Below are 24437 nucleotides of genomic sequence, written 5' to 3' on the forward strand. Positions count from 1 at the left end.
CAGTCGAGAGTGAACAGGTTCTCCGAAGGAGAGACATTGTGAGTGAGCTAATTCGAGTACCCGACATCGGCAACGGTGAAGGCGAAGTCATTGAGTTAATGGTCAAGGTCGGCGATCGCATCGAAGCCGAACAGAGCATTCTTACGTTGGAATCGGACAAGGCAAGCATGGAAATTCCTGCGCCCAAAGCCGGTGTCATCAAAAGCATGAAAGTGAAACTGGGCGACCGCCTGAAAGAAGGCGACGAACTGTTTGAGCTGGAAGTAGAAGGTGAAGCTTCTGCACCAGCACCTGCGGCGGCTGCTCCTGCTGCAGCGGCTGCTCCAGAAAAAGCAGCGCCTGCTCCAGCTGCGGCTGAACCGGTTGCTGCGGCGCCTGCGGCTGCCGCCAGCGAAACCGTTCAGGACATCCATGTTCCTGATATCGGTTCGTCGGGCAAGGCCAAGATTATTGAAGTGATGGTCAAGGTCGGCGACACCATCGTGGCGGATCAATCACTGATCACCCTCGAATCCGACAAAGCCAGTATGGAAATCCCTTCGCCGGCTGCCGGCGTTGTGGAAAGCATCATCATCAAGCTGGACGATGAAGTCGGCACTGGTGACCTGATCCTGAAATTGAAAGTGGCCGGTGCAGCTGCACCGGCCGCGCCGGCTCCAGCGGCTGCACCTGCTGCGGCTCCGGCCAAGGCTGAAGCCGCACCTGCGCCAGCAGTAAAAGCCGAAGCGGCACCCGCTGCTCCGGCCCAAGCGCCTGCACCGGCCAAAGACGGCACCAAGACTCACGCTGGCCCGGCAGTACGCCAACTGGCCCGTGAATTCGGCGTCGAGCTGAGCGCTGTCGGTGCAACCGGCCCCCACGGTCGCGTGCTCAAGGAAGACGTGCAGGTTTACGTCCAGGCCATGATGCAAAAGGCCAAAGCTGCACCGGCCGCCGGTGCTACCGGTGGCGCGGGCATTCCGCCGATTCCGGTGGTCGATTTCAGCCGTTATGGCGAAACCGAAGAAGTACCGATGACGCGCCTGATGCAACTTGGCGCCGCCAGCCTGCATCGCAGCTGGTTGAACATTCCACACGTGACTCAGTTCGATCAGGCTGACATCACAGAGCTGGAAGCTTTCCGTGTCGCGCAAAAAGCTGTCGCAGAAAAGGCCGGCGTCAAACTGACCGTATTGCCACTGCTGCTCAAGGCCAGTGCCTTCCTGCTCAAGGAACTGCCGGACTTCAACAGTTCGTTGGCGCCAAGCGGCAAAGCGATCATCCGCAAGAAATACGTGAACATCGGCTTCGCCGTGGACACCCCGGAAGGTTTGCTGGTCCCGGTCATCAAGAACGTTGATCAGAAGAGCTTGCTGCAACTGGCGGCTGAAGCAGCTGAACTGGCTGAGAAAGCCCGTTCGAAAAAGCTGTCTGCCGACGACATGCAGGGCGCGTGCTTCACGATTTCCAGCCTCGGGCACATTGGTGGCACTGGCTTTACGCCAATCGTCAACGCGCCGGAAGTGGCAATCCTTGGCGTGTCCAAGGCCACCATCCAGCCAGTCTGGGATGGCAAAGCCTTCCAGCCAAAACTGATGCTGCCGTTGTCATTGTCCTACGATCACCGCGTCATCAACGGCGCCGCTGCCGCTCGCTTCACCAAGCGTTTGGGCGAGCTGCTGGCGGACATTCGCACGATGCTGCTGTAAAAACTGTAGGAGCCAACTTGTTGGCGAGGCGTATTGTCAGAAAGACCGCGCCAAGCTTTCGCCAACAAGGCGGCTACTACAGAAACCGATTTTCCGAGCTGCCACGCTCGTACCTCAACCCCGCCAACTTGGCGGGGCTTTTTTTGCCTAAAAGAACGCACTAAACCGATAGATTTATAGCACTAAGCCACCGCGCTCACTTGTCAGCCAGAGCTGCATGATGCAACCTTGCGGCACGCGACATAACAGAGGGCTTGAGCCCGTGCGCGATCAGCATTCTGAAAGCGAGTTCTTGATGAAAAGCCAGCCCGATGCCGCCGGTCGAACTGCGGTCGAGGTAGTAACGCAATTGCCGGTGCCCTCGCGGCTCGGCATGCTGCGTTTCGAACGGCTGAATGAAGCGAGCTGGGCGCTGTTGTACCTTGATCCCAATTGCGAAAAACAGTTCGGCGTACCGGCAGTAGACCTGTGTGCGCTGATTGGCTCGCCGTATGCCAGCCTGATGGAGCCAGAAGCGCGCTATCAAATGCACGACTCCGTGCAGCTACAATTGGCCGACAGCCCGTTCTATCAGATCCGCTACACACTGCATTGCGCTAAAGGCGCTATCAGCCTGCTGGAAGTGGGCGAAGGTTATCGACAACACAACCGCGACTTGCTTCGCGGTTATTTGATGGTGGTCGAGGGACTGTTCGCAGACAACGACCCGTCTAACGCCACCGATCTGGACACCCAAAACGACCGGCTGCACGTCGCCCTCGAACTCAACCAGCGCGCTCAGCAAGATCAGTTGCAGCACCTGGAGCGAGTTCGTGCCCAGCAAAGCCTGATTTTGCGTTTGGCCCGTCATCGTTACAGCACACATGATTCGGTGCAAGAAGCGGCCAAGTTGATCACCCAAAGCGCCTGCGAAATATATGACATCTCCAGCGCCAGCATTTGGGATCTCAGCGGCAGTCATCTGGAACCCATAGCTGCGTTCCACCGTGACACCAGTGAATTCATACAGCCCAAAGGCATTGACCTTACTAACTTCCCGAACTACCTCGAAGCGCTGCACACCAGCCGCGCCATCGATGCCAACGATGTCATGCACGATCCGCGTACCAGCGAATTAGCCGAAAAATTAAGACCCAAAGACATCAATGCAATACTCGACGCCAGCATCCGCATCGACGGCTTGGTGGTTGGCGTGCTGTGCCTTGAGCAGATCGGCATTTCACGCCCGTGGCAGTCTGATGAAATTGCCTTTTCTGGCGAACTGGCCGACCAGTTCGCCCAAGTCATCAACAATCATAACCGTCGCGCCGCCACCAGCGCCCTGCACCTGTTCCAGCGTGCCGTGGAGCAAAGCGCCAACGCGTTTCTGCTGGTCAACTGCAACGGCGTGGTCGAGTACGTCAACCCCAGCTTCACCGCGATCACTCAGTACACCACTGAAGAAGTGCACGGCCATCGGCTCTCCGAACTGCCAGCGCTGGAAAACCTCAACGAACTGCTGATCGACGCCAATTCAAGCCTCGACACAAGCAATAGTTGGCAGGGCGAATTCAAAAGCCGTCGCAAAAACCTCGAACCTTACTGGGGCCAACTGTCGATTTCCAAGGTGTATGGTGACGACCGCGAGTTGACCCACTACATCGGCATCTACGAAGACATCACCCAGACCAAGGCGGCACAACAGCGCATCGAGCGCCTGGCGTACACCGACAACCTCACCAGTCTGGGTAACCGGCCGGCGTTTATCCGCAACCTTGATGAACGGTTTGCACGGGACAGCGACACACCGATCAGCCTATTGCTGGTGGACATCGACAACTTCAAGCGCATCAACGACAGTCTCGGCCACCAGACCGGTGATAAACTGCTGATCAGCCTTGCCCGGCGTCTGCGCAACAGCCTGAGCCCCAGCGGCAGCCTTGCGCGCTTTGCCAGTAATGAATTCGCGGTGCTACTGGACGACACTGATGTCGAAGCCGGCATGCAGATCGCCGCTCAGGTGCTCAAAACCCTCGACAAGCCTATGTTCGTCGACAACCAATTGATCAGTGTCACCGGCTCCGTGGGCCTCGCCTGTGCACCCATTCACGGCGGCGACCCGCAAACACTGATGAAGAATGCCGGCCTGGCGCTGCACAAAGCCAAAGCCAACGGCAAGCATCAGGTGCAGGTCTTCACCGAAGCGCTGAATGCCGAGGCCAGCTACAAGCTGTTCGTCGAAAACAATCTGCGTCGTGCACTGACTCAGAATGAACTGGAAGTGTTTTACCAACCCAAGCTGTGCCTGCGCAGTGGGCGTCTACTGGGGATGGAAGCACTGCTGCGCTGGAATCACCCGGAAAAAGGCATGATCCGTCCAGATCAGTTCATTAGCGTGGCCGAGGAAACCGGACTGATTATCCCCATCGGGAAATGGGTCGCGCGTCAGGCGTGTCGCATGAGCAAAGAACTGACCGCTGCCGGGCTGAATCACCTGCACGTCGCGATCAACGTCTCACCCAAACAGTTTTCTGATCCCGACCTGGTGACGTCGATTGCCAACATCCTCAAAGAAGAGCGCCTGCCTGCAACCATGCTGGAGCTTGAACTGACTGAAGGGCTGCTGCTGGAAGCGACCGACGACACTCGCCAACAACTCGATTTCTTTAAACAGCTCGGGCTGACCCTGGCCATGGACGATTTTGGTACTGGCTATTCATCCCTCAGCTATTTGAAAAAATTCCCGATTGATGTGATCAAGATTGATCGCAGCTTCATTCGCGACATTCCGGACAACCAGGATGATATGGAAATCACCTCAGCGGTGATCGCCATGGCGCACAACCTTAAACTTAAAGTAGTGGCCGAAGGGATCGAAACTGTCGAACAACTGGCGTTCCTGCGCCGACACCGTTGCGACGTCGGCCAAGGCTATCTGTTCGACCGCCCTATTCCAGGCAGCGACCTGATCGACAAACTCCGACGTTACCCACGCGGCCCGCTGGCTGATCCCTTGACCTGCTGATACCGCTGTCGCGCTGAATACTACGTTCGTCCTGATCCCTCCTTGCCCCCTTCCCTCACAGCTGAACAGTCGGGCAAACTGTCGGTCTTTCTTCTATCACCTCTTTATGACCCCATCGACCATCCCCATTCTGTAACCTCCCGCTGACTAGAGGACATGAATCATGGCTTTGCGCTCGGAGATACTCGTGAACAAAAACGTATTGCCTACCGCTGAACAAGCCCTCCCGGGCCGCGAAACACCGATGACCGTTCCGGAGAAACATTTCGTCAACGGCAACCCACTACTGGGTCCGTTTCCCGGCAGTGTCGATTTTGCGATCTTTGGTCTGGGCTGCTTCTGGGGCGCCGAACGTCGCCTGTGGCAGCAACCTGGCGTTTACAGCACTTCGGTCGGTTACGCGGGCGGCATTACGCATAACCCAACGTACGAAGAAACCTGCTCCGGCCTGACCGGCCACAGCGAAGTGGTACTGGTGGTTTACGACACCGAACAAACCACTTATGAAGCGTTGTTGAAAGTGTTCTGGGAAGCCCACAACCCAACCCAAGGCATGCGCCAAGGCAATGACATCGGCACGCAATACCGTTCGGTCATCTACTGCACCAACGAATCACAGTTGGAAGCGGCGCTGGCCAGCAAGGCTGCGTTCCAGGCCGAACTCGACAAAGCAGGCCTGGGCCAGATCACGACTGAAATCGAAGAAGCCCCGACGTTTTACTACGCCGAAGCCTACCACCAGCAATATTTGGCCAAGAACCCGGCCGGTTATTGCGGGCTTGGTGGGACTGGGGTTTGTTTGCCGGCTTGAAAGCCAGCGGCGTCCAATAGACCGCATTCGTCGGCAAGCCGACTCCCACCAAACCTGTGGGAGCAGGCTTGCCTGCGAAAACGGCCAGAATAAGCTCCAAAGTATTTCTGGTTACCTGCTACTCCGCAATCAACCAATCCATCTGCCAGCCACCCTGGGTTTGCCCCAGGGCCTTGGCTAGCCACGGCATTAATTCGCGCAACTCTTCCTCCAGCCCCCACGGCGGGTTGGCAATAACCAGACCCGAACCGTTCAAACTCTGCGGCGTGTTCAGCGGATGCACGAACAGCTCAACCCGCAACAGCTTGGGTGCGCCAGTCTCGGCCAAGTCCTGATAGAAACGACGCAGCAGACGCGTGTCCTTGATCGGATACCAGATCGCTGCCACGGTCTGACGCATGCGACCGATGGTTTCTTTCAATGCCACCGCGCAGCGCTTCATCTCGTCCAATTGCTCGAACGGTGGATCGATCAGCAGCAAACCACGCTTTTCCGCAACCGGCAGCAGCGCACGCGGCACATGCCAGCCTTCGCCCAAGTGCACGGCCACACGCCGATCACCGCGCATGTTCTCTTTGAGCAACCGACCATCTTCCGGGTGCTTCTCATTTAGCAGAATGCGCTCGCGCTCACGGGTCAGGCGGCGGGCGATTTCCGGGGAACCGGGGTAATAGCGTAATTCGCCATCCGGGTTCATGTCGTGCAGCACCTGCATGTAATCTGCCGTGAGCGCAGGCAAATCCGACGCGCCCCACAAACGACCGACGCCCTCAAGCCATTCACCGGTGCGAGTGGCCTGATCGCCCTTGAGGTCATACAGACCAATCCCGGCGTGGCTGTCGATATAGGCGAACGGCTGCTCCTTGCGCGCCATGAGGGCGATCAAGCGAGTCAGGGTCAAGTGTTTGAACACATCGGCGTGGTTGCCGGCGTGGAAAGCGTGGCGGTAATTCATGGCGGCTCCTGGAAGGCCGCGAAGTTTACATGAGTTTGCCCCAGACAAAAAAACGCAAAAGGCACGAGCCAGCTGAAAACGACCTGTTTATAGGTATACCGGCCATTGCACTCACTGGGCCTTGCCGCCGAGCAAGAGCAGAACCAGAATCGACCCATACCGAATAAAGGAGCAGATCACATGATGCATGCGGATTTAATTGACCAAGAAGACCTGCTCGGCCAACTCAGGGCATTGGGCTTCGATATGCCCCCTGGCGCCACCGCTGAACAAGCGTGCGCCCAAGCGGTGTGCGGCCTAACAGAGGCCCGCGCCACGGCATTACGCCGAATGATCGAGCAAATGCTGACAGGCAGCGCAATGATTTTACCGGCCGTGCGCCAGGCGATTGATCAGCAGTTATTACCGGCGTTGGCGGTCTATAAACAGAGCCGAGGGTAAGCGCATTGACAAACCTGTAGAACCGAATTCATTCGGGAACGGGCCGTATTTGACACACCGCCTTCCCGAATGAATTCGGTCCCACAGTGTGAGTTTGTCGTTACATCAACTACAACCTCACACTCGCAAACGTCGATTCATTACGTGCTTGGCTCAGCGCCGATAGCGGTCCTGATAACGGTGTCAGCACCAATGATTGTGGAATCGGGATCATCGCCACTTGCTGTGCGGTATTGGAGCCTACACGTTCGTCGCGGGGTGGAATGCCGAAGTATTCGCGGTAGCACTTTGAGAAGTGTGGCGTTGACACGAACCCACACACCGACGCCACTTCAATGATCGACATTGGCGTTTGTTTGAGCAGTTGCCGGGCGCGGATCAAGCGCAGTTTGAGGTAATAACGCGACGGCGAGCAGTGCAGGTATTTCTGGAACAGGCGCTCCAACTGACGGCGGGACACCGCGACGTACACCGCCAGCTCATCCAGATCAATCGGCTCTTCGAGGTTAGCCTCCATCAGCGCGACGATTTCCTGCAACTTCGGCTGATTGGTGCCGAGCATGTGCTTCAGCGGCACACGTTGGTGATCTTGCTCATTGCGAATGCGCTCGTAGACGAACATCTCAGAAATAGCAGCCGACAGTTCACGGCCGTGATCGCGGCTGATCAAGTGAAGCATCATGTCCAGCGGTGCGGTACCGCCTGAACTGGTAAAGCGATTACGGTCGAGAGTGAACAAGCGGGTGCTCATGGAAACGCGCGGAAACGCTTCCTGCATCGACGCCAAGCATTCCCAATGCACGCTGCAATCAAAACCGTCCAGCAGACCCGCGCAGGCCAGCGCCCAACTGCCGGTGCAGACCGCACCGAGGCGGCGGGATTGGCGTGCCTGGCTTTGCAGCCAGCTCACGTGTTCGCGGGTGACCGTGCGCTGGATACCAACGCCACCGCAGACAATCACGGTGTCGAGGACAGGGGCCTTATGCATGGAAGCGTCGGGGGTGATCTGCAAACCATCACTGGCCCACACTTGTGAACCATCAGCGCTCAACGTGGACCAGCGATACAGCTCGCGACCCGACAGTTGGTTAGCCATCCGCAGCGGCTCGACGGCGGATGCCAGCGAGATCAGCGTGAAGTTGTCCAGCAGCAAAAAGCCGATGGATTGAGGCGTGCGGTTCTGGGGCTGGGGCTGGGCACCAGAGTTGAACGAAGTCATCGCGGTATCTCCTCACACTAGGCGGTTGATGGCCTCAGGCGGAGGCTCTTGTTATCTCCTCCATGCGTGGGAGGATTTTAGGTATGACAACGCAATTGCCATGCCTAAGTTGAATGCGCATTCAATAAAACCTGAAAACGACGTCGTGATGCGTCTATATAAGGAGGTTCAACTCAACGGGTTATAAGGCCGCGGACGCCGGGTACAGCAGGGGTTTGGGGAGGTTGAGCAGTTCGGTATCACTTGTGTGAAGCGCGTTCCGAGTCCGACTAAAGGAGTGTCACTGCCCTGCACGAACGGCCAAGCGGTCAGCGTTCGAGGTATTGCGCGCCAAAAGGTGGCGCTGGTGTCAGCCAATGATCGATAACCGGGCAGCCGGTGCTATCAAACAATCTCTATTCGCGAATGAATTCGCTCCCACAGAGGATGCGATCAACCGTGGGAGCGAATTCATTCGCGAAGGCGTCAGTGAGGGCTCAACACTCGACCGCACTTACCGCCAACCCTCCGCGCGAGGTTTCTTTGTATTTATCGTGCATATCGGCGCCGGTATCACGCATGGTGCGGATCACCCGGTCCAACGAGATAAAGTGCTGACCGTCGCCTCGCAAGGCCATCTGCGCGGCATTGATCGCTTTTACCGCCGCAATCGCATTGCGTTCGATGCACGGCACTTGAACCAGACCGCCTACGGGGTCGCACGTCAGGCCCAGGTTGTGCTCAAGGCCGATTTCCGCCGCGTTGCACAGCTGCTCCGGCGTCGCGCCCAATATATCCGCCAGCCCCGCCGCAGCCATGGCGCAGGCCGAACCCACTTCGCCCTGACAACCCACTTCTGCACCGGAAATCGAAGCGTTTTTCTTGCACAGAATGCCAATCGCGGCCGCCGCCAGCAGGTAATCGACCACGTTCGCTTCGCTGACTTCTTCACTGAACTTGACGAAGTAATGCAGCACTGCCGGGATAATTCCCGCGGCGCCATTGGTCGGTGCCGTCACCATTCGCCCACCCGCGGCGTTCTCTTCGTTGACCGCCAACGCAAACAGGTTCACCCATTCCATGGCGCTGAGTGTCGAGCCGATCACGTTGGGTTTACCCAGTTCTAACAAACTGCGGTGCAAACGCGCCGCTCGGCGCCGGACGTTCAAACCGCCGGGCAAAATACCTTCGTGCTTGAGGCCCTGCTCAACACAGTCCTGCATGGCGCTCCACAAACGCATCAGGCTGCTGCGGATTTCTTCTTCGCTGCGCCAGACCCTTTCGTTGGCCATCATCAGTTGCGACACACGTAAGCCGTGTTGATTGCAGAGTCGAAGCAGCTCGTCCGCGCTGGAGAAGTCGTAAGGCAATACGGTGCGATCCATGTCCAACACGCCGCTGGCGGCCTGGGCTTCATCGACAACGAAACCTCCACCGACCGAGTAGTACGTATCGCGATGCACTTCGCCGTTCTCGCCCTCGGCTATCAAGGTCATGGCGTTGGGGTGGAACGGCAGGTTTTCATCGATGAGCAGCATGTCGCGCTGCCACTGAAACGGGATGGGCAGGTAGCCATCGAGCAACAGCGTTTCGGTTTCTTTCAGCGTCTCGATGCTCACGCCAATCTGCGACGGGTCAATCGAGTCTGGCCATTGGTTCATCAGGCCCATGATCACGGCGTTGTCGCTGCCGTGGCCGATACCGGTGGCGGACAGCGAGCCGTAAAAGCGAACTTCAATGCGGCGCACTTGGTCCAACTCGCCGCGTTCGCGCAGCCCTTGGTTGAACAGTGCGGCGGCACGCATAGGCCCTACGGTGTGAGAGCTGGAGGGGCCGATACCGATCTTGAACAGGTCGAACACGCTGATAGCCATTACCGCAAACCCTCTGTAGTCGAGACCCCCGACGCCCAAAGCGCCCGGTGACGGAGCTGCTACGCTGAAGCTGCTATCCGCCGAGATGGGCGCATCATCGGGCTTTTGCCCAGACGCACGACGTCTGACACCGACTCACCCATGCCCACCAACGTCGTATTGATCGGGAGCCCCCACACAACAGGTTTTGCGGCTACTTTGGCGACTCGGGTACCGCGATGACGCTTGAAAAGTGTCTTTGCGCCCGCTAATAAAGCTGTAAGCGACCTTGCCGACACTGGATACGACCCCCTATGTACTGGATACGACTACCCCTGTAGGCGTTTGTTTTTCACTGTTACATGATCAGTCTCGACTCGATTGCCAGGCGCAGTGGTAGAGCTGTTGCGTAAACGCCTCGCCATTCAGCTGTAACACGCTAAACCACATGAACAGCGTCAGTCGTTACAGGCTGATGACGAGAAGAAAATACCCAGGAGTGCATCGATGAAAGGTTCTCAAACGTTGCTGTTGGCCGCTGCACTGAGTCTTCCCCTGTTGGCGCAAGCTGCAGAACCCGCCCAGTGCGACACCGTCAACTTTTCAGATGTCGGCTGGACGGACATCACCGTCACCACCGCGACCACCAGTGTGATCCTCGACGCTCTAGGCTACAAAACCAAGACCACGATGATTTCCGTACCAGTGACCTACAAGTCGCTGGCCGACGGCAAAAACATGGACGTGTTCCTTGGTAACTGGATGCCAACGATGGAGAACGACATCAAGGCCTACCGCGACGCGGGCACTGTAGATACCGTTCGCGCCAACCTGGAAAATGCCAAATACACCTTGGCCGTTCCTCAGGAGCTGTACGACAAGGGCCTGCATGACTTCGCCGACATCGCCAAATTCAAGAAAGAACTCGACGGCAAGATTTACGGCATCGAACCGGGTAACGACGGTAACCGCCTGATCCAGAGCATGATCGACAAGAACGCTTTCGGCCTGAAAGACGCCGGCTTCAAGGTGGTCGAATCCAGCGAAGCCGGCATGCTGTCGCAAGTGGATCGCGCCCAGCGCCGCAACACCGCCGTGGTGTTCCTGGGTTGGGAACCGCACCCAATGAACACCCGCTTCAAAATGAAGTACCTGACTGGCGGTGACGACTATTTCGGCCCGAACTTCGGCCAGGCAACCATCTACACCAACACCCGCAAGGGCTACACGCAGGAATGCAGCAACGTCGGTCAGTTGCTGAAAAACCTGAAGTTCACGTTGAACATGGAAAGCACGCTGATGGGCAACGTCTTGGACGACAAGATGAAGCCGGATGCAGCGGCGACCGCTTGGCTCAAGAAAAATCCAGCCGTACTTGATACCTGGTTGGCGGGCGTAACCACCGTAGACGGTAAACCAGGCCTGGAGGCCGTTAAAGCCAAGCTGGCCAAGTAACTCGTGTGCAGACGGGTTCGCCCGTCTGCTGTTGTAATTATTTCCCCGCATGCGGACATTCAATACCATGCTGACTGATCACAAAATCCCTCTGGGTCAATACATCGCCGCCTTTGTTGAATGGCTGACGAAACACGGCGCCAACTATTTCGACCTCATTTCCTCGACCTTGGAATCATTGATCCACGGGGTGACGTTCGCACTGACGTGGTTCAATCCGCTGGCATTGATTGGCTTGATCGCGCTGCTCGCGCATTACATTCAGCGCAAATGGGGCCTGACCGTTTTCGTGATCCTTTCCTTCCTGCTGATCCTGAACCTGGGCTATTGGCAAGAAACCATGGAGACCCTGGCACAGGTGCTGTTCGCGACCTTTGTCTGCGTCATCATCGGGGTGCCATTAGGCATCGTCGCTGCACACAAACCGATGTTTTATACCCTCATGCGCCCGGTCCTCGACCTGATGCAAACCGTACCGACGTTCGTCTACCTCATTCCTACCCTGACCCTGTTCGGTCTGGGCGTAGTACCTGGCCTGATCTCGACAGTGGTGTTCGCGATTGCCGCGCCGATCCGTCTGACTTACCTGGGTATTCGCGACGTACCGCAAGAGTTGCTGGACGCAGGCAAAGCCTTCGGCTGTTCCCGTCGCCAACTGCTTTCGCGTATCGAATTACCCCACGCCATGCCGAGCATCGCGGCGGGCATTACCCAATGCATCATGTTGTCATTGTCGATGGTGGTCATCGCGGCGCTGGTGGGCGCGGACGGTCTAGGCAAACCCGTGGTCAACGCACTGAACACAGCAGACATCGCCTTGGGCTTCGAAGCGGGTCTGGCAATCGTATTGTTGGCGATCATGCTCGACCGTATCTGCAAACAACCTGACGCCAAAATAGGGGGTGACGCATGAGCATAATCCGCTTTGAGAACGTAGACGTTGTCTTCGCCAAAGACCCACGCGAAGCGCTTAAACTCCTCGACAAGGGCCAGAAACGCGACCAGATCCTGAAACAGACAGGGCAGATCATCGGCGTTGAAAACGCTAGCCTAGACATCGAAAAAGGCGAAATCTGCGTCTTGATGGGCCTTTCCGGCTCCGGCAAATCCAGCCTGTTGCGTTGCATCAACGGCTTGAACACCGTCAGCCGCGGCAAGCTGTTTGTTGAGCACGAAGGCGCGCAAATCAATATCGCTTCGTGCACACCGGCCGAATTGAAGTTGATGCGCACCAAGCGTATTGCCATGGTTTTCCAAAAGTTCGCCTTGATGCCTTGGCTGACCGTTCGCGAGAACATCAGCTTCGGCCTCGAAATGCAGCACCGTCCGCCTGAAGAGCGGCGCAAGTTGGTGGATGAAAAACTTGAGCTAGTGGGCTTGGCCCAATGGCGCAACAAGAAACCCGACGAGCTGTCTGGCGGCATGCAACAGCGTGTAGGCTTGGCACGTGCGCTGGCAATGGACGCCGACATTCTGTTGATGGACGAACCGTTTTCGGCCCTCGACCCGCTGATCCGCCAAGGCCTGCAAGACGAACTGCTGGAGTTGCAACGCAAACTGAACAAAACCATCGTGTTCGTTAGCCACGACCTTGATGAAGCACTCAAGCTTGGCAGCCGTATTGCGATCATGAAAGACGGTCGGATCATTCAGTACAGCAAGCCTGAAGAAATCGTCCTCAACCCGGCCGATGATTACGTGCGGACCTTCGTAGCACACACCAACCCGCTCAACGTGTTGTGCGGACGCAGCCTGATGCGCACGCTGGACAACTGCACCCGCGTCAACGGTGAAGTGTGCCTCGATCCGGGCGGCGATTCGTGGATTGGTCTGGGCGAAGGCAATACCGTCACGAGTGCTCGTCAGGGCGCAGCCAATTTCGACCTGCAAAACTGGGCACCGGGACAAGCGGTGGAAACCCTGGGCCGCCTTCCGACGCTGGTGCATTCCGACATCGGCATGCGCGATGCGCTGCAAATCCGCTACCAGACCGGCAACAAACTGGTCTTGCAAGAAGGCAACAAAGTGGTGGGTATTCTCGGCGACACCGAGCTGTACCACGCGTTGCTAGGTAAAAACCTAGGCTGAAACACCATTCTGTGGGAGCAGGCTTGCCTGCGAATGAAGCGGTGCATCACAACTACCGCGTGACCCTTCGCAGGCAAGCCTGCTCCCACAGACAGTTCCAGCGTTTACCGGAGTGTTTGCGCCCACCTCCCCCCTTATTTAGCCCCGCAAAAGCAGCTCAAATATCCGCCCATTGGTTTTTATTGATTGAACGTTCAATTAAAACTAAATAGACTGACCATCGCCGAAATGATCACTTCATGACCCTTCGACGATTCAGAGGAGACCCTTGATATGCCCAAGGTCGGTATGCAACCTATCCGCCGTCAACAGCTGATTCACGCCACGTTAGAGGCGGTCGATCAGGTTGGGATGGGAGACGCCAGCATTGCGCTGATTGCCCGCTTGGCGGGGGTGTCCAACGGAATCATCAGTCACTACTTTCAGGACAAGAACGGCCTGATCGCAGCGACCATGCGCCATTTGATGAATGCCCTGAGCCAGAGCGTTCACGACCGCCGCCTAGCGCTAGGCGACGACAGCCCACGGGCTCATCTTCAAGTCATCATCGAAGGTAACTTCGACGCCAGCCAGGTCAACGGCCCGGCGATGAAAACCTGGCTGGCCTTTTGGGCCACCAGCATGCACCAGCCCTCATTGCACAGGCTTCAGCGGATCAACGATCACCGCCTGTACTCAAACCTGTGCTGCCAATTCCGCCGAGTGCTGTCGTTAAGTGAAGCCCGCAGCGCTGCTCGCGGCCTAGCGGCATTGATTGACGGTTTGTGGTTGCGCGGTGCGCTGTCGGGCGATGCATTCGACACCGAGCAAGCGCAACAGATCGCTTACGAATATATGGACTTCCAACTGGCGAAACAGGCGAGCTAGCGCATTCAAGCGCACCAGCAGATTTGCCCTGAATCCCACACACACTGCACTTGCGAGGACACCATGGCCCGATTCGAACTGCAAAAACTCTACATCGACGGCGGTTACGTCGATTCCAGTAGCGACGCTACCTTCGACGCCATCAACCCGGCGAACGGCGAAGTGTTGGCTTCGGTGCAGCGCGCGGGCAAAGATGACGTCGAACGCGCTGTGGTCAGTGCCGAAAAAGGTCAGAAAATCTGGGCCGCCATGACCGCCATGCAGCGTTCGCGCATCTTGCGTCGCGCCGTGGACATCTTGCGTGAGCGCAACGATGAGCTGGCCGACCTGGAGACCCTCGACACTGGCAAAGCGATTTCCGAAACCCGCTACGTCGACATCGTGACCGGCGCGGACGTGCTGGAATATTACGCTGGCCTGGTGCCCGCCATCGAAGGCGAGCAAATCCCACTGCGCAGCACCTCGTTCGTCTACACCCGCCGCGAGCCGTTGGGCGTAGTGGCTGGGATCGGTGCCTGGAACTACCCAATCCAGATCGCCCTGTGGAAATCCGCACCGGCGCTGGCGGCGGGCAACGCGATGATCTTCAAACCCAGCGAAGTCACGTCACTGACTACCCTGAAACTGGCCGAAATCTACACCGCAGCCGGCGTTCCAGATGGCGTGTTCAACGTGCTGACCGGCAGCGGCCGTGAAGTTGGCACCTGGTTGACCGAGCACCCGCGCATCGAAAAAATTTCGTTCACTGGCGGCACCGACACCGGCAAGAAAGTCATGGCCAGCGCGTCGAGTTCTTCGCTCAAAGACGTGACCATGGAGTTGGGCGGCAAGTCCCCACTGATCATTTTCGACGACGCCGACCTCGACCGCGCCGCCGACACAGCAATGATGGCCAACTTCTACAGCTCCGGCCAAGTCTGCACCAACGGCACCCGAGTGTTCGTACCGAGCACGTTGAAGGCCGCTTTCGAGGCCAAAATTCTCGAGCGCGTCAAGCGCATCCGAGTCGGTAGCCCCCAGGACGAAAACACCAACTTCGGCCCGCTGGTGAGTTTTGCCCACATGGAAAGTGTGCTGGGCTACATCGCCAAAGGCAAAGAAGAAGGCGCCCGTTTGCTGTGCGGCGGCGAACGTTTGACTGACGGTGAATTCGCCAAAGGCGCATTCGTCTCAGCCACCGTATTTACCGATTGCACTGACGACATGACCATCGTTCGCGAAGAAATCTTCGGGCCGGTCATGAGCATCCTCAGCTACGACACCGAAGAAGAAGTTATCCGCCGCGCCAACGACACCGAGTTCGGTTTAGCCGCTGGCGTCGTCACCAAAGACCTGAACCGCGCCCACCGCGTGATTCACCAGCTAGAAGCCGGCATCTGCTGGATCAACGCCTGGGGCGAGTCAGCGGCAGAAATGCCGGTCGGGGGATACAAGCAATCGGGCGTCGGCCGTGAAAACGGAATCAGCTCGTTGGCCCAGTACACCCGGATCAAGTCGGTGCAGGTAGAGCTGGGCGAATACGTTTCGGTGTTCTGATAGCTCAAATAGATCCTGTAGAAGCGGCCCGCAACCCCACCCATTCATTGAGGGTGCATTTAATGTCCCAAGAATTCGACTACATCATCATCGGCGCAGGTTCTGCCGGTAATACCCTGGCGACGCGCCTGACTGAAGATCACGGCGTCACCGTGTTGCTGCTTGAAGCCGGCGGCCCGGATTACCGCTTGGATTTCCGTACGCAAATGCCAGCTGCACTGGCCTTCCCGCTGCAAGGGCGTCGCTACAACTGGGCCTACGAAACCGATCCAGAACCGCACATGGATAACCGGCGCATGGAATGTGGCCGTGGCAAAGGTCTCGGCGGCTCGTCGCTGATCAATGGCATGTGCTACATCCGTGGCAACGCGATGGACTACGACGGCTGGGCGAAAACCCCGGGCCTCGAAAGCTGGAGCTACCTCGATTGCCTGCCGTATTTCCGAAAAGCCGAAACCCGCGACGTCGGCCCAAATGACTTCCACGGCGGCGATGGCCCAATCAGCGTGACCACGCCGAAAGCCGGCAACAATCCGTTATTCAAAGCCATGATTGAAGCCGGCGTACAAGCCGGTTACCCGCGCACTGACGACCTCAACGGTTATCAGCAAGAAGGCTTCGGCCCGATGGACCGCACCGTGACCCCCGAGGGCCGGCGTGCCAGCACCGCTCGCGGTTACCTCGATCAAGCCAAGCAACGCTCGACATTGACAATCGTCACCCACGCCTTGACCGACCGAATCCTGTTCGACGGTAAACGCGCGGTGGGCGTGGCTTACCTGGTGGGCGACAGCGATACGCGCATCGAAGCCACCGCGCGCAAAGAAGTGTTGCTGTGTGGCGGCGCGATTGCTTCGCCGCAAATCCTGCAACGCTCCGGCGTCGGCTCGGCCGAAATGCTGCGAAAACTGGATATTCCGGTGGTTCATGACCTGCCCGGTGTGGGCCAGAACCTTCAAGACCACTTGGAAATGTACCTGCAATACGCCTGCACTCAACCGGTCTCGCTGTACCCCTCGCTGCTGTGGTGGAACCAGCCGACCATCGGTGCGAAATGGATGTTCCTCGGCAAGGGCATCGGCGCCAGCAACCAATTCGAAGCGGGCGGCTTCATTCGTTCGAGCAGTGAATTCGAGTGGCCGAACATTCAATACCACTTCCTGCCAGTGGCGATTAACTACAACGGCAGCAATGGGGTGAAAGAGCACGGTTTCCAGGCGCACGTCGGCTCGATGCGTTCGCCCAGCCGTGGCCGGGTTCAGGTGAAATCCAAAGACCCGCGCGAGTACCCGAGCATCCTGTTCAATTACATGGCCACCGAACAGGACTGGCAGGAATTTCGTGACGGCATCCGCTTGACCCGGGAAATCATGCAGCAACCGGCACTGGACCCGTACCGGGGTCGCGAAATCAGTCCGGGGCTTGAGGTGCAGACTGACGAACAGCTTGATCAGTTCGTGCGCGAACACGCCGAAACCGCGTTCCATCCGTCGTGCTCGTGCAAAATGGGCAGCGATGACATGGCCGTGGTCGATGGCGAAGGCCGTGTGCATGGGCTGCAAGGATTACGCGTGGTCGATGCCTCGATCATGCCGCTGATCACGACTGGCAACCTCAATGCACCGACGATCATGATCGCCGAGAAAATCGCCGATAACATCCGCGGTCGTACACCCTTGCCGCGCAGCACAGCGGATTACTACGTGGCCGGCAATGCGCCCGCCCGTGGCAAACCGCTGCGGGAAGTGAGCCGCTAACCTCTGTAGGAGGGTCCGCCACGTCTTCGACGCCGCGCTGTCGCGCAGCAAACTGTGTGGCACTTTGTGTGGTTTGAGGTTGCAGGGTGTCAGGACTGAAGCCTTCCCGAATGAATTCGGTCCCACAGTTTTGGCGCTGCACAGATTTTTGCAGGAGCTGCCGAAGGCTGCGATCAGGTCCGAAGGACCTTCGCCAACAAGTTGGCTCCTACAGATGGCCGCCCGCCTATAGATCGTCTGTGAATTGAATATCGAATTGCGGAAAGAGCGAGGGAAGACCGAGCCTGAGCGAGGGCCTGCATGGTGGGGCAAGCGTTTTGGGGGACCTTTTTGCGGTTCGGCGCCCCGACGTTTGAAAAAGGTGCCTCGCTGTAAAAACGAAACCATAAGCTCAGCAACCACAAAGGCCGGATATACACGCCAAACCAAGCACCAACCCATTGTTTTTAAAGGATTAAAAGTAGTTTTATAAGAGCCATTGTGTTGGCGACAGGCTTGATGCGGCGAGCCACGCACACCGCGTCAAGCCTTCGCGCACGGAAGCGATCCGTCAGCCGGCCTTAAAACCCGAACTTAGGTGGAAATCTCGACAGCGGCGGATGGGTTTTTGCCCATTCTTTGGCGTAGGCTTTGCCGGCTTCGATTTGTTCGGGAGTCATTTTGGCAGCGACCTCTGGCAGTACCTCCCCTCCGTAGCCTGGCGATGACGGCCCTCTTCCGGGGTCAGCTTCTGCCATGAGCAGCGTCAGACCATAGGCTTTTACCAGGTCAAGCGGGTAGCCGACTTCGTCGGGCATGTGCGCGGTCCACGCAGCGTAGCCGGACATTGCACCAAAGTGTCCGGCTTTAGCCGACCGCTCGATCCAGTAACCATACCCTTGACGGTCTCCGCGCTTATGCAGCAAATCAGCGTAACTGTTCATGCCAGGTGGATAGCCGCCTTCTGCCGAGGCCTTGTACCATTTCTCGATTTCTTTTTCCCGGTTGCCGGGGATCAGGAAAGTGCCAAACCCATCTTTGTATATACCCCCGAGCCTGTATTGAGCTCTTGGGAAACCCAACTCTGCTGCTTGCGTTAGCCAGTCGAATTTACCGGTGAGTAAAAAAAGCTGATATACCGCCTCGGCATCACCTTGACTAGCACGCTCTGTAGCCAGTGCCCGAGCGGCTTCCGACCACTGTTGAGGTGTTTTTATATCGGGCGGACAATTCTCCATAATGTGACAAAGGTCATCTTTTTTACTGGCCAATCGCATCATCGAGTAGATATCGCCTTTTTCGGCGGCAGCTTCGTACAGCGCTTGTGCCTCGGCGGTGATATATTTTTTTCGGATCCGTATAAGTTCTGCCAAATAATATTGCGACTCTCCATCGCCAGCCCCGGCTGCTATTTCAAGAAAAGGCTTCGATGTATAGCCATCATCCATATTGTAAAGAAAGACACCCTTAACCCGTGCCTCCTCTTGCTCTGGCGTTAATTCAGCCCATGCACTGTTGCAGACAATGAACAGCGTAAAGATCGACTTTATTAAATAAACAAACATTTTATGCATGCAGTTGCCCTCCATAGTAATGGACGCTTCATTTTTAAATGAAGCGTCCAGCGACTATTAAAACCCGAACTTAGGTGGAAATCTCGACAGCGGCGGATGGGTTTTTGCCCATTCTTTGGCGTAGGCTTTGCCGGCTTCGATTTGTTCGGGAGTCATTTTGGCAGCGACCTCTGGCAGTACCTCCCCTCCGTAGCCTGGCGATGACGGCCCTCTTCCGGGGTCAGCTTCTGCCATGAGCAGTGTCAGGCCATAGGCTTTTACCAGATCAAGCGGGTAGCCGACTTCGTCGGGCATGTGCGCGGTCCACGCAGCGTAGCCGGACATTGCACCAAAGTGGCCGGCTTTAGCCGACCGCTCGATCCAGTAACCATACCCTTGACGGTCTCCGCGCTTATGCAGCAAATCAGCGTAACTGTTCATGCCGGGTGGATAGCCGCCTTCTGCCGAGGCCTTGTACCATTTCTCGATTTCTTTTTCTCGGTTGCCGGGGATTAGAAAAGTGCCTACACCTTCTTTGTATAAAGAACCGAGAAACTCCTGCGCTTCAGGGAAACCAGCCTCCGCTGCTTTGATTAACCAATCAAGATGAGTGGTCATCAAGAAAAGCTGCTGCATGGCTTCACCATCCCCCTGAGCGGCTCGCTCTTTGGCCAGTGCGCGAGCGGTTTCCGACCATTGCTGAGGTGTTTTTATATCCGGTGGGCAGTTCTCCATAATGTGGCAAAGGTCGTCTTTTTTATTGGCCATTCGCATCATCGAGTAGATATCGCCTTTTTCGGCGGCAGCTTCGTACAGCGCTTGTGCCTTCGGCGTTATGAATTTGTTGTTCCGCCTAAGAATTTCAGCTAAATAATACTGCGATTCCGTGTCCCCAGCTCCGGCTGATATTTCAAGGAAAGGGCTCGCCTTTTCACTACTGATCATATTTAAGAAAAATAGACCCTGGCTGCGCGCGTCTTCTTGCTCTGTTGTTAACTGAGCCCAAGCACAATTACTTAATAGAAGTAATAACCCAGTAATTTTCACTGCAACAATCAATACTTTGGCCATGGTGCCAACTCCGCTCCTGCCTCTGGCTTCCAGAATTGTGTCGTTGTTGCAAAACAAAATGCAGTATCCATAGTTTCGCCTAGTACCTTTCTTGCGGAAAGGTACTTTGCTTGCATTCGATTACTTTCGGGCAAGTTTCCAGCATTTACCGACATAAAATCACTCATCCGGTATGCATTCTGGCAATACACCAGATCGGGATGAGCAGGTTTGTTAAAAGAGGAAAACCTCAATACTGCTTTGCCAAACCGCTCCTGCGCCGAGGCCAGGCTTTCATAGCCGAGCTTGTTGTGTGCGTTTGCCGTGGCGTTCTCATAGATGGACGTTAAAATGATTTCGATTGCTTGCTGCTGCAATAAATGGCATTGCCGCGCCGTATACGTCACCGTACTTGTATCACCCATGCCTCCCTGTATTTCTACTTCAAATGCTCTTGGCGTTTGAAGTAGCGTATCCAGCAACGACCCCAATCCTTCCGGCGTCAAGCTTGAATACCACCCTCTTAATTCCTGATTATCTCGTTTATCAAAGATCTCATGAGCCATCGGCCCCGCCCGCCCCCCGGCCTTTATCGCGTCATACATCCGATTAACAATGTTATACCCCCTCAAGAACACCCACTGTATGTCCACGCCCAGCGCGCTGAGCAGTTGCAGTTTGCTGAAGTAAGCGAAAGCTTCCGGTTGTACCCAGACCATTTTTTTATAGTTATTTTCAACCAGTGCCTTATTGAAGATGTCCAGGATCTGGATAATTGCCTTGTAGCCCACGATGAAGTTGAAGGCGCCCTGCACGCCGGGGCCGGCGATGATGGTGGCGTTCATGCGCAGGATCACGTAGCCGTTTTGCAGGGACAGGGTTAGCCCGGCATTGGTGCCGACACCCAAGGCGGCGGAGGCGTCAATGCCGAGTGTGGCGAGTTCCAGCCAACCGTCGTTGTCTACGTGCTTTTTGAAGACCGGGTGACGCAGGGTCAGCAAGTCGTCGGGCGGGGTCCAAAGCAGTGAGCCGTTGATTTTAATCCCGGCTTGCGCGCCGGCGAACAGGTTGAACTGTCCACCAAGCACCTCGTCGTGGCGGATGTGGGGCCTCAGGCCGGATTCTGCGCGGCTGAGACGGCGTTCCGCATCACGCCCGGTGTCGAGGCCGAGTTCGTCGTTTTCCTGTTTGTTCGGGCCCACGCGCAGGTTGGCGCTGAGCATCATTGAAGCGCCGGCGAAGCCCCAGGCTTTGAGGCTGCCGCTCAGGCAAAACGCCCCGATCGAGACAGTGCCGTTCGCGACTTTCTGGCCCTGGTCGTCGTTCTCGTTTGTGTAACTCAGCGTTAACGGTTTCGCCTCGGCCCGGCTTGGCAGCTCAAACGACGCCACCTCGATTTCGCCCTGCGCCAGGTTGACGTCCAGCGTCACGTTGGCCGACGCGCCCAGGCCTTTTTTCATGCTGACGCTGGGGGCCAGTACTTGGCTGGCAAGTTGCACGTCGCTCTGGCCCTGGGTCAAGCACCGGATCAAGCGCGCTTGCGGGCTGTTGTCGTACAGGCGCAGGGGGCCGAGGGTGCTTTGTTTGAAAAGCATTTGCCGCAGGTCTTTACCCCACGCGTCGAAGGTGGCGTCGTCGCGCAGGTTTTCGATGTAGATTTTTTCGGTGTTGATGTAACGCTTGAACGTTTCAGGCTGAAAGAAGCCGTTGCGGTCGAACCAGCCGTCCTGGATGTCAAGGGGCCGAGCGTCGTTCATTCTCAGCCACGAGGTGAACAGGTCCGGGTCGGCAGAGGCAGTGCCCGCCGCCAGCTTTAAGTTAGGATCTTTGGCTTGGGCCAGTGTTTTTTTCAGGTCTTCCTTGAGCAGGTCCCGGGTGCGTTGATTGAGGTGTTTGAATACGTCGGTGAGGCTCAAGTGGCGCAGGCGCGTGCGCTCGGTGGGGACGCTGATTTCTCGCAGCGGGAAGTTTGTGCGCACCAGCCGTTGTTGCGGTTGTGGTGTGAAGCTCTCGGGGTTCCAGAGCAGGTGGCGTTGGGGGCTGGAGTGTTTGACGAATGCTTGGGCCTGTTTCTTCAGCGCCTGTTCCTGGGCGTCAAGCGCCTGCCACTGCACGGCTTCGGTGGTGAACAGGCTGCTCGGAGGCTGTTGTTTGGCGACGTCGACCCAATTGTCGAAGGATTTTTCCACGTGTTCATTCAGGGCTGCTTTTTGCCTGAGCAACGCGTGGTATTTCTCGTACGCTTCGAACCCTTGCTCAATATTCCCGTGGTCGCCTTGCAGGGCGTATTCGGGCAAGGCCAGGCCGTAAGCGGCGGCCTGGAGAAGGGTTTTGACCAATTCGGAATAGTGGAATTGGCCTCTGGACTGAAGAAGCCACAGCTCAACGTCCCGTCGCGGCTCGGTGCGGTGGGCATATGCGTACTGCAACTCAGCAATGATTTCCGTGTATTCCTGTTGATACTTCTCCAGTTCTGCGGGACTAAAAAGCGCTTTGCCCTGATCGACGAAGATCTGGCGCTGCTTGAGGTAGCGTTGAATAATATCGCGAGCCCTCGTCGCTTCGGCGCTGTACAGATGACCGCCTTCAAAACTGTAGCCGCGTTCGAGGGCGATTTTATGGCCACGGGCGTCGAGTACGGCCCGCTCGCGGCGTAACGGCAAGGCGGCCTGTTGCTGTTGGTTGACGTGCTTGAGCTGCTCAACCGTGAGATTCGGTACGTGCTTGACGTCCTGCAAGCCTTCTTCGCGGACCCCGAAACGCCCGAGGTCTTGCCCTATCTGCTCCAACTCATGGTCGATCTGCAAATACCGCTGGCTGTCCTGCGCATCCAGAAAGCTACTGGTTTTGGGCTCCAGAAAAGGTTCCAGCAAGTCCGCGCTATTCAACGCACTAACCCGCGAATCCGGATCACTGGTCAGCAGTTTCTTTTTCAGGTCATCGGCGGCTTCGACCAGCGTATTTAACGTGTGTTCGCGCAGCAGCCAGAAGCGCTCCTGGCCAACCTCATAAATAATATCCGCGTAGTGCCCGGGGCTTTTACACGCCTGCTCGCCACAGAAATTGATGCTGCACTGTTCAGGCGCCGCGGCAATGGGGTCCAGGTGCAACACCCCCGGGGCGTTGGTATCTGCTGCGGGCGGTGGGCTGTCCGCCACAGGCGCCACGGGCACGTCGGTGGCGTCCGGCACGTTCAGCGTCCACCCCGTGCGGAGGTAGTTCGGGTTGTTGATAAAGGGGTTGAGGCGCCGTAATTCGTTAACGCTGCTGCCAAATCGCTGCGCGAGGCCGCTGAGGGTGTCCCCTTGCTGGACGGTATAAAGAGGCGTGGTCATGGCTGTAACTCCTGAAGCAATTGCTCGACCCGATGGTGTGGTCGTTCGTGCGAGGTGAGGATGGGGAGCAGGTCTTCGCGCTCACGCAGATCGCCGTGGGTGACCAGCGCAGACAGCCGCAACAGATCACGGTCGGCACCAATGCCGTGCTTCACGAAAAAATCGAGGTTGCTGACAACGCGAGGCAGCTCGGGGTCTGGCACCTGAGCAAAGTGCTGCGGGTGCTGCCGCAGCCAGTGCAACCAGCGGATATCGGTGTAGGTCGAGTACAGGGTGTCAGGGAAAGCGAGGGGGTATTGGCAAGGCCCGGTGGCCGGCGTTTCGGCTTTCCAGACATGCCACTGATGGGCGGTGGGATCAACGCCAGGGACCGGGGTGTAGACCTCCTGCCACGGACCAAACAGGCAGGCATGTTGCCCAACGTTTTCCATGGCCAGCGCGGTCCAGATAACCGGGTCGTGAATGGCCAATACTTTCGGCGGGGTCATGCTCAGCAATGTTCGGGCATGCGCCAATGCCTGCAACGGGTCGGTGCAAGTCAGGGCCATGCCAGCCGGGCGTTGATGACACACCTGCGCCAGCCCATCGACGCACTGCGCATTGACCACAAACCAGGAAGGCCCTTGGGCCATCTGCGCCTGAAACGGCGTGCCGGACCAGAGGAGGTCAACCTTGAACTGCGCACCTTTTTGCATCAGTACCGTCCATGCAGCAGGCGCGTGGGCGGCTTCGATAAGGAACGCTATCTTCTGCCCATGTTCCAGGCGAGGACTGTTCAGGGTGGGGCGGTTAAGAAACCGGGGGATCGCGTCAGGCATAAAAACGGTTCGTCCTTATGAAGTGTCAGAAAGGGCGAAACATGCCGTG

At 57.1% G+C, this 24437-nt stretch carries 17 protein-coding genes; 10 read left to right on the top strand and 7 right to left on the bottom strand.

Annotated features, from left to right (window positions below):
- Nucleotides 1-38 precede the first annotated feature (38 nt).
- From aceF to msrA, 3 genes are all read left to right on the top strand, one after another.
- Complete coding sequence (gene aceF, locus RHM65_RS03525) at nt 39-1688, top strand: dihydrolipoyllysine-residue acetyltransferase (RefSeq protein ID WP_322167321.1); 1650 nt, start codon at nt 39-41, stop codon at nt 1686-1688.
- A 295-nt stretch (nt 1689-1983) separates the two neighbouring features.
- A complete protein-coding gene (locus tag RHM65_RS03530) occupies nt 1984-4692 on the top strand; it encodes a putative bifunctional diguanylate cyclase/phosphodiesterase (RefSeq protein WP_322167320.1) in 2709 nt (902 codons plus the stop codon).
- Nucleotides 4693-4855: 163 nt separating this feature from the next.
- Nucleotides 4856-5503, top strand: a complete 648-nt coding sequence (gene msrA / locus RHM65_RS03535; protein WP_322167318.1) for a peptide-methionine (S)-S-oxide reductase MsrA — start codon at nt 4856-4858, stop codon at nt 5501-5503.
- A gap of 118 nt (nt 5504-5621) precedes the next feature.
- Here the strand turns inward: msrA and RHM65_RS03540 are convergent, their stop codons facing one another.
- Entirely contained in the window at nt 5622-6458 is an 837-nt protein-coding gene (locus tag RHM65_RS03540; RefSeq protein WP_322167317.1) for a 23S rRNA (adenine(2030)-N(6))-methyltransferase RlmJ, read from the bottom strand.
- Between the two features lie 180 nt (nt 6459-6638).
- On the opposite strand from RHM65_RS03540, the gene RHM65_RS03545 reads away from it, so the two are divergent.
- Nucleotides 6639-6899 (top strand): hypothetical protein, encoded by a 261-nt coding sequence (locus RHM65_RS03545; protein WP_322167316.1) that lies wholly within the window; start codon nt 6639-6641, stop codon nt 6897-6899.
- A gap of 109 nt (nt 6900-7008) precedes the next feature.
- On the opposite strand, the gene RHM65_RS03550 is transcribed toward RHM65_RS03545, so the two are convergent.
- Entirely contained in the window at nt 7009-8118 is a 1110-nt protein-coding gene (locus RHM65_RS03550) for a GlxA family transcriptional regulator (RefSeq protein ID WP_322167315.1), read from the bottom strand.
- 476 nt (nt 8119-8594) lie between these two features.
- Nucleotides 8595-9971 carry an L-serine ammonia-lyase gene (locus tag RHM65_RS03555; protein ID WP_322184249.1) on the bottom strand — a complete coding sequence of 459 codons (1377 nt, stop codon included), beginning with the start codon at nt 9969-9971 and terminating at the stop codon, nt 8595-8597.
- 486 nt (nt 9972-10457) lie between these two features.
- Here RHM65_RS03555 and RHM65_RS03560 point away from each other — a divergent pair, with 486 nt between their 5' ends.
- The 6 genes from RHM65_RS03560 to betA all read left to right on the top strand — a co-directional run bounded on the left by RHM65_RS03560 (nt 10458) and on the right by betA (nt 17653).
- Nucleotides 10458-11405 (top strand): choline ABC transporter substrate-binding protein, encoded by a 948-nt coding sequence (locus RHM65_RS03560; RefSeq protein WP_322167313.1) that lies wholly within the window; start codon nt 10458-10460, stop codon nt 11403-11405.
- 67 nt (nt 11406-11472) lie between these two features.
- A complete protein-coding gene (choW, locus tag RHM65_RS03565; protein WP_322167312.1) occupies nt 11473-12318 on the top strand; it encodes a choline ABC transporter permease subunit in 846 nt (281 codons plus the stop codon).
- Entirely contained in the window at nt 12315-13493 is a 1179-nt protein-coding gene (choV, locus tag RHM65_RS03570) for a choline ABC transporter ATP-binding protein (RefSeq protein WP_322167310.1), read from the top strand. Before choW ends, choV begins: the two co-directional genes overlap by 4 nt.
- Nucleotides 13494-13766: 273 nt before the next feature.
- A complete protein-coding gene (gene betI / locus RHM65_RS03575) occupies nt 13767-14360 on the top strand; it encodes a transcriptional regulator BetI (protein WP_322167309.1) in 594 nt (197 codons plus the stop codon).
- Nucleotides 14361-14423: 63 nt separating this feature from the next.
- Nucleotides 14424-15896: a betaine-aldehyde dehydrogenase gene (gene betB / locus RHM65_RS03580; RefSeq protein ID WP_322167308.1), complete on the top strand. Its 1473-nt coding sequence runs from the start codon at nt 14424-14426 to the stop codon at nt 15894-15896.
- A gap of 62 nt (nt 15897-15958) precedes the next feature.
- Complete coding sequence (gene betA, locus RHM65_RS03585) at nt 15959-17653, top strand: choline dehydrogenase (protein WP_322167307.1); 1695 nt, start codon at nt 15959-15961, stop codon at nt 17651-17653.
- A 560-nt stretch (nt 17654-18213) separates the two neighbouring features.
- Here betA and RHM65_RS03590 read toward each other — a convergent pair.
- The 4 genes from RHM65_RS03590 to RHM65_RS03605 are packed head-to-tail and all read right to left on the bottom strand — an operon-like array spanning nt 18214 to nt 24388.
- Nucleotides 18214-19206 (bottom strand): sel1 repeat family protein, encoded by a 993-nt coding sequence (locus tag RHM65_RS03590; RefSeq protein WP_322167306.1) that lies wholly within the window; start codon nt 19204-19206, stop codon nt 18214-18216.
- 57 nt (nt 19207-19263) lie between these two features.
- Nucleotides 19264-20256 carry a sel1 repeat family protein gene (locus RHM65_RS03595; RefSeq protein ID WP_322167305.1) on the bottom strand — a complete coding sequence of 331 codons (993 nt, stop codon included), beginning with the start codon at nt 20254-20256 and terminating at the stop codon, nt 19264-19266.
- A complete protein-coding gene (locus RHM65_RS03600) occupies nt 20241-23570 on the bottom strand; it encodes a LysM peptidoglycan-binding domain-containing protein (RefSeq protein ID WP_322167304.1) in 3330 nt (1109 codons plus the stop codon). Before RHM65_RS03600 ends, RHM65_RS03595 begins: the two co-directional genes overlap by 16 nt.
- A complete protein-coding gene (locus RHM65_RS03605; RefSeq protein ID WP_322167303.1) occupies nt 23567-24388 on the bottom strand; it encodes a hypothetical protein in 822 nt (273 codons plus the stop codon). The genes RHM65_RS03600 and RHM65_RS03605 overlap by 4 nt, the downstream gene beginning before the upstream one ends.
- Between the last annotated feature and the right edge of the window lie 49 nt (nt 24389-24437).

It is taken from the genome of Pseudomonas sp. CCI4.2, assembly GCF_034350045.1.
Taxonomy (GTDB): Bacteria; Pseudomonadota; Gammaproteobacteria; order Pseudomonadales; family Pseudomonadaceae; genus Aquipseudomonas.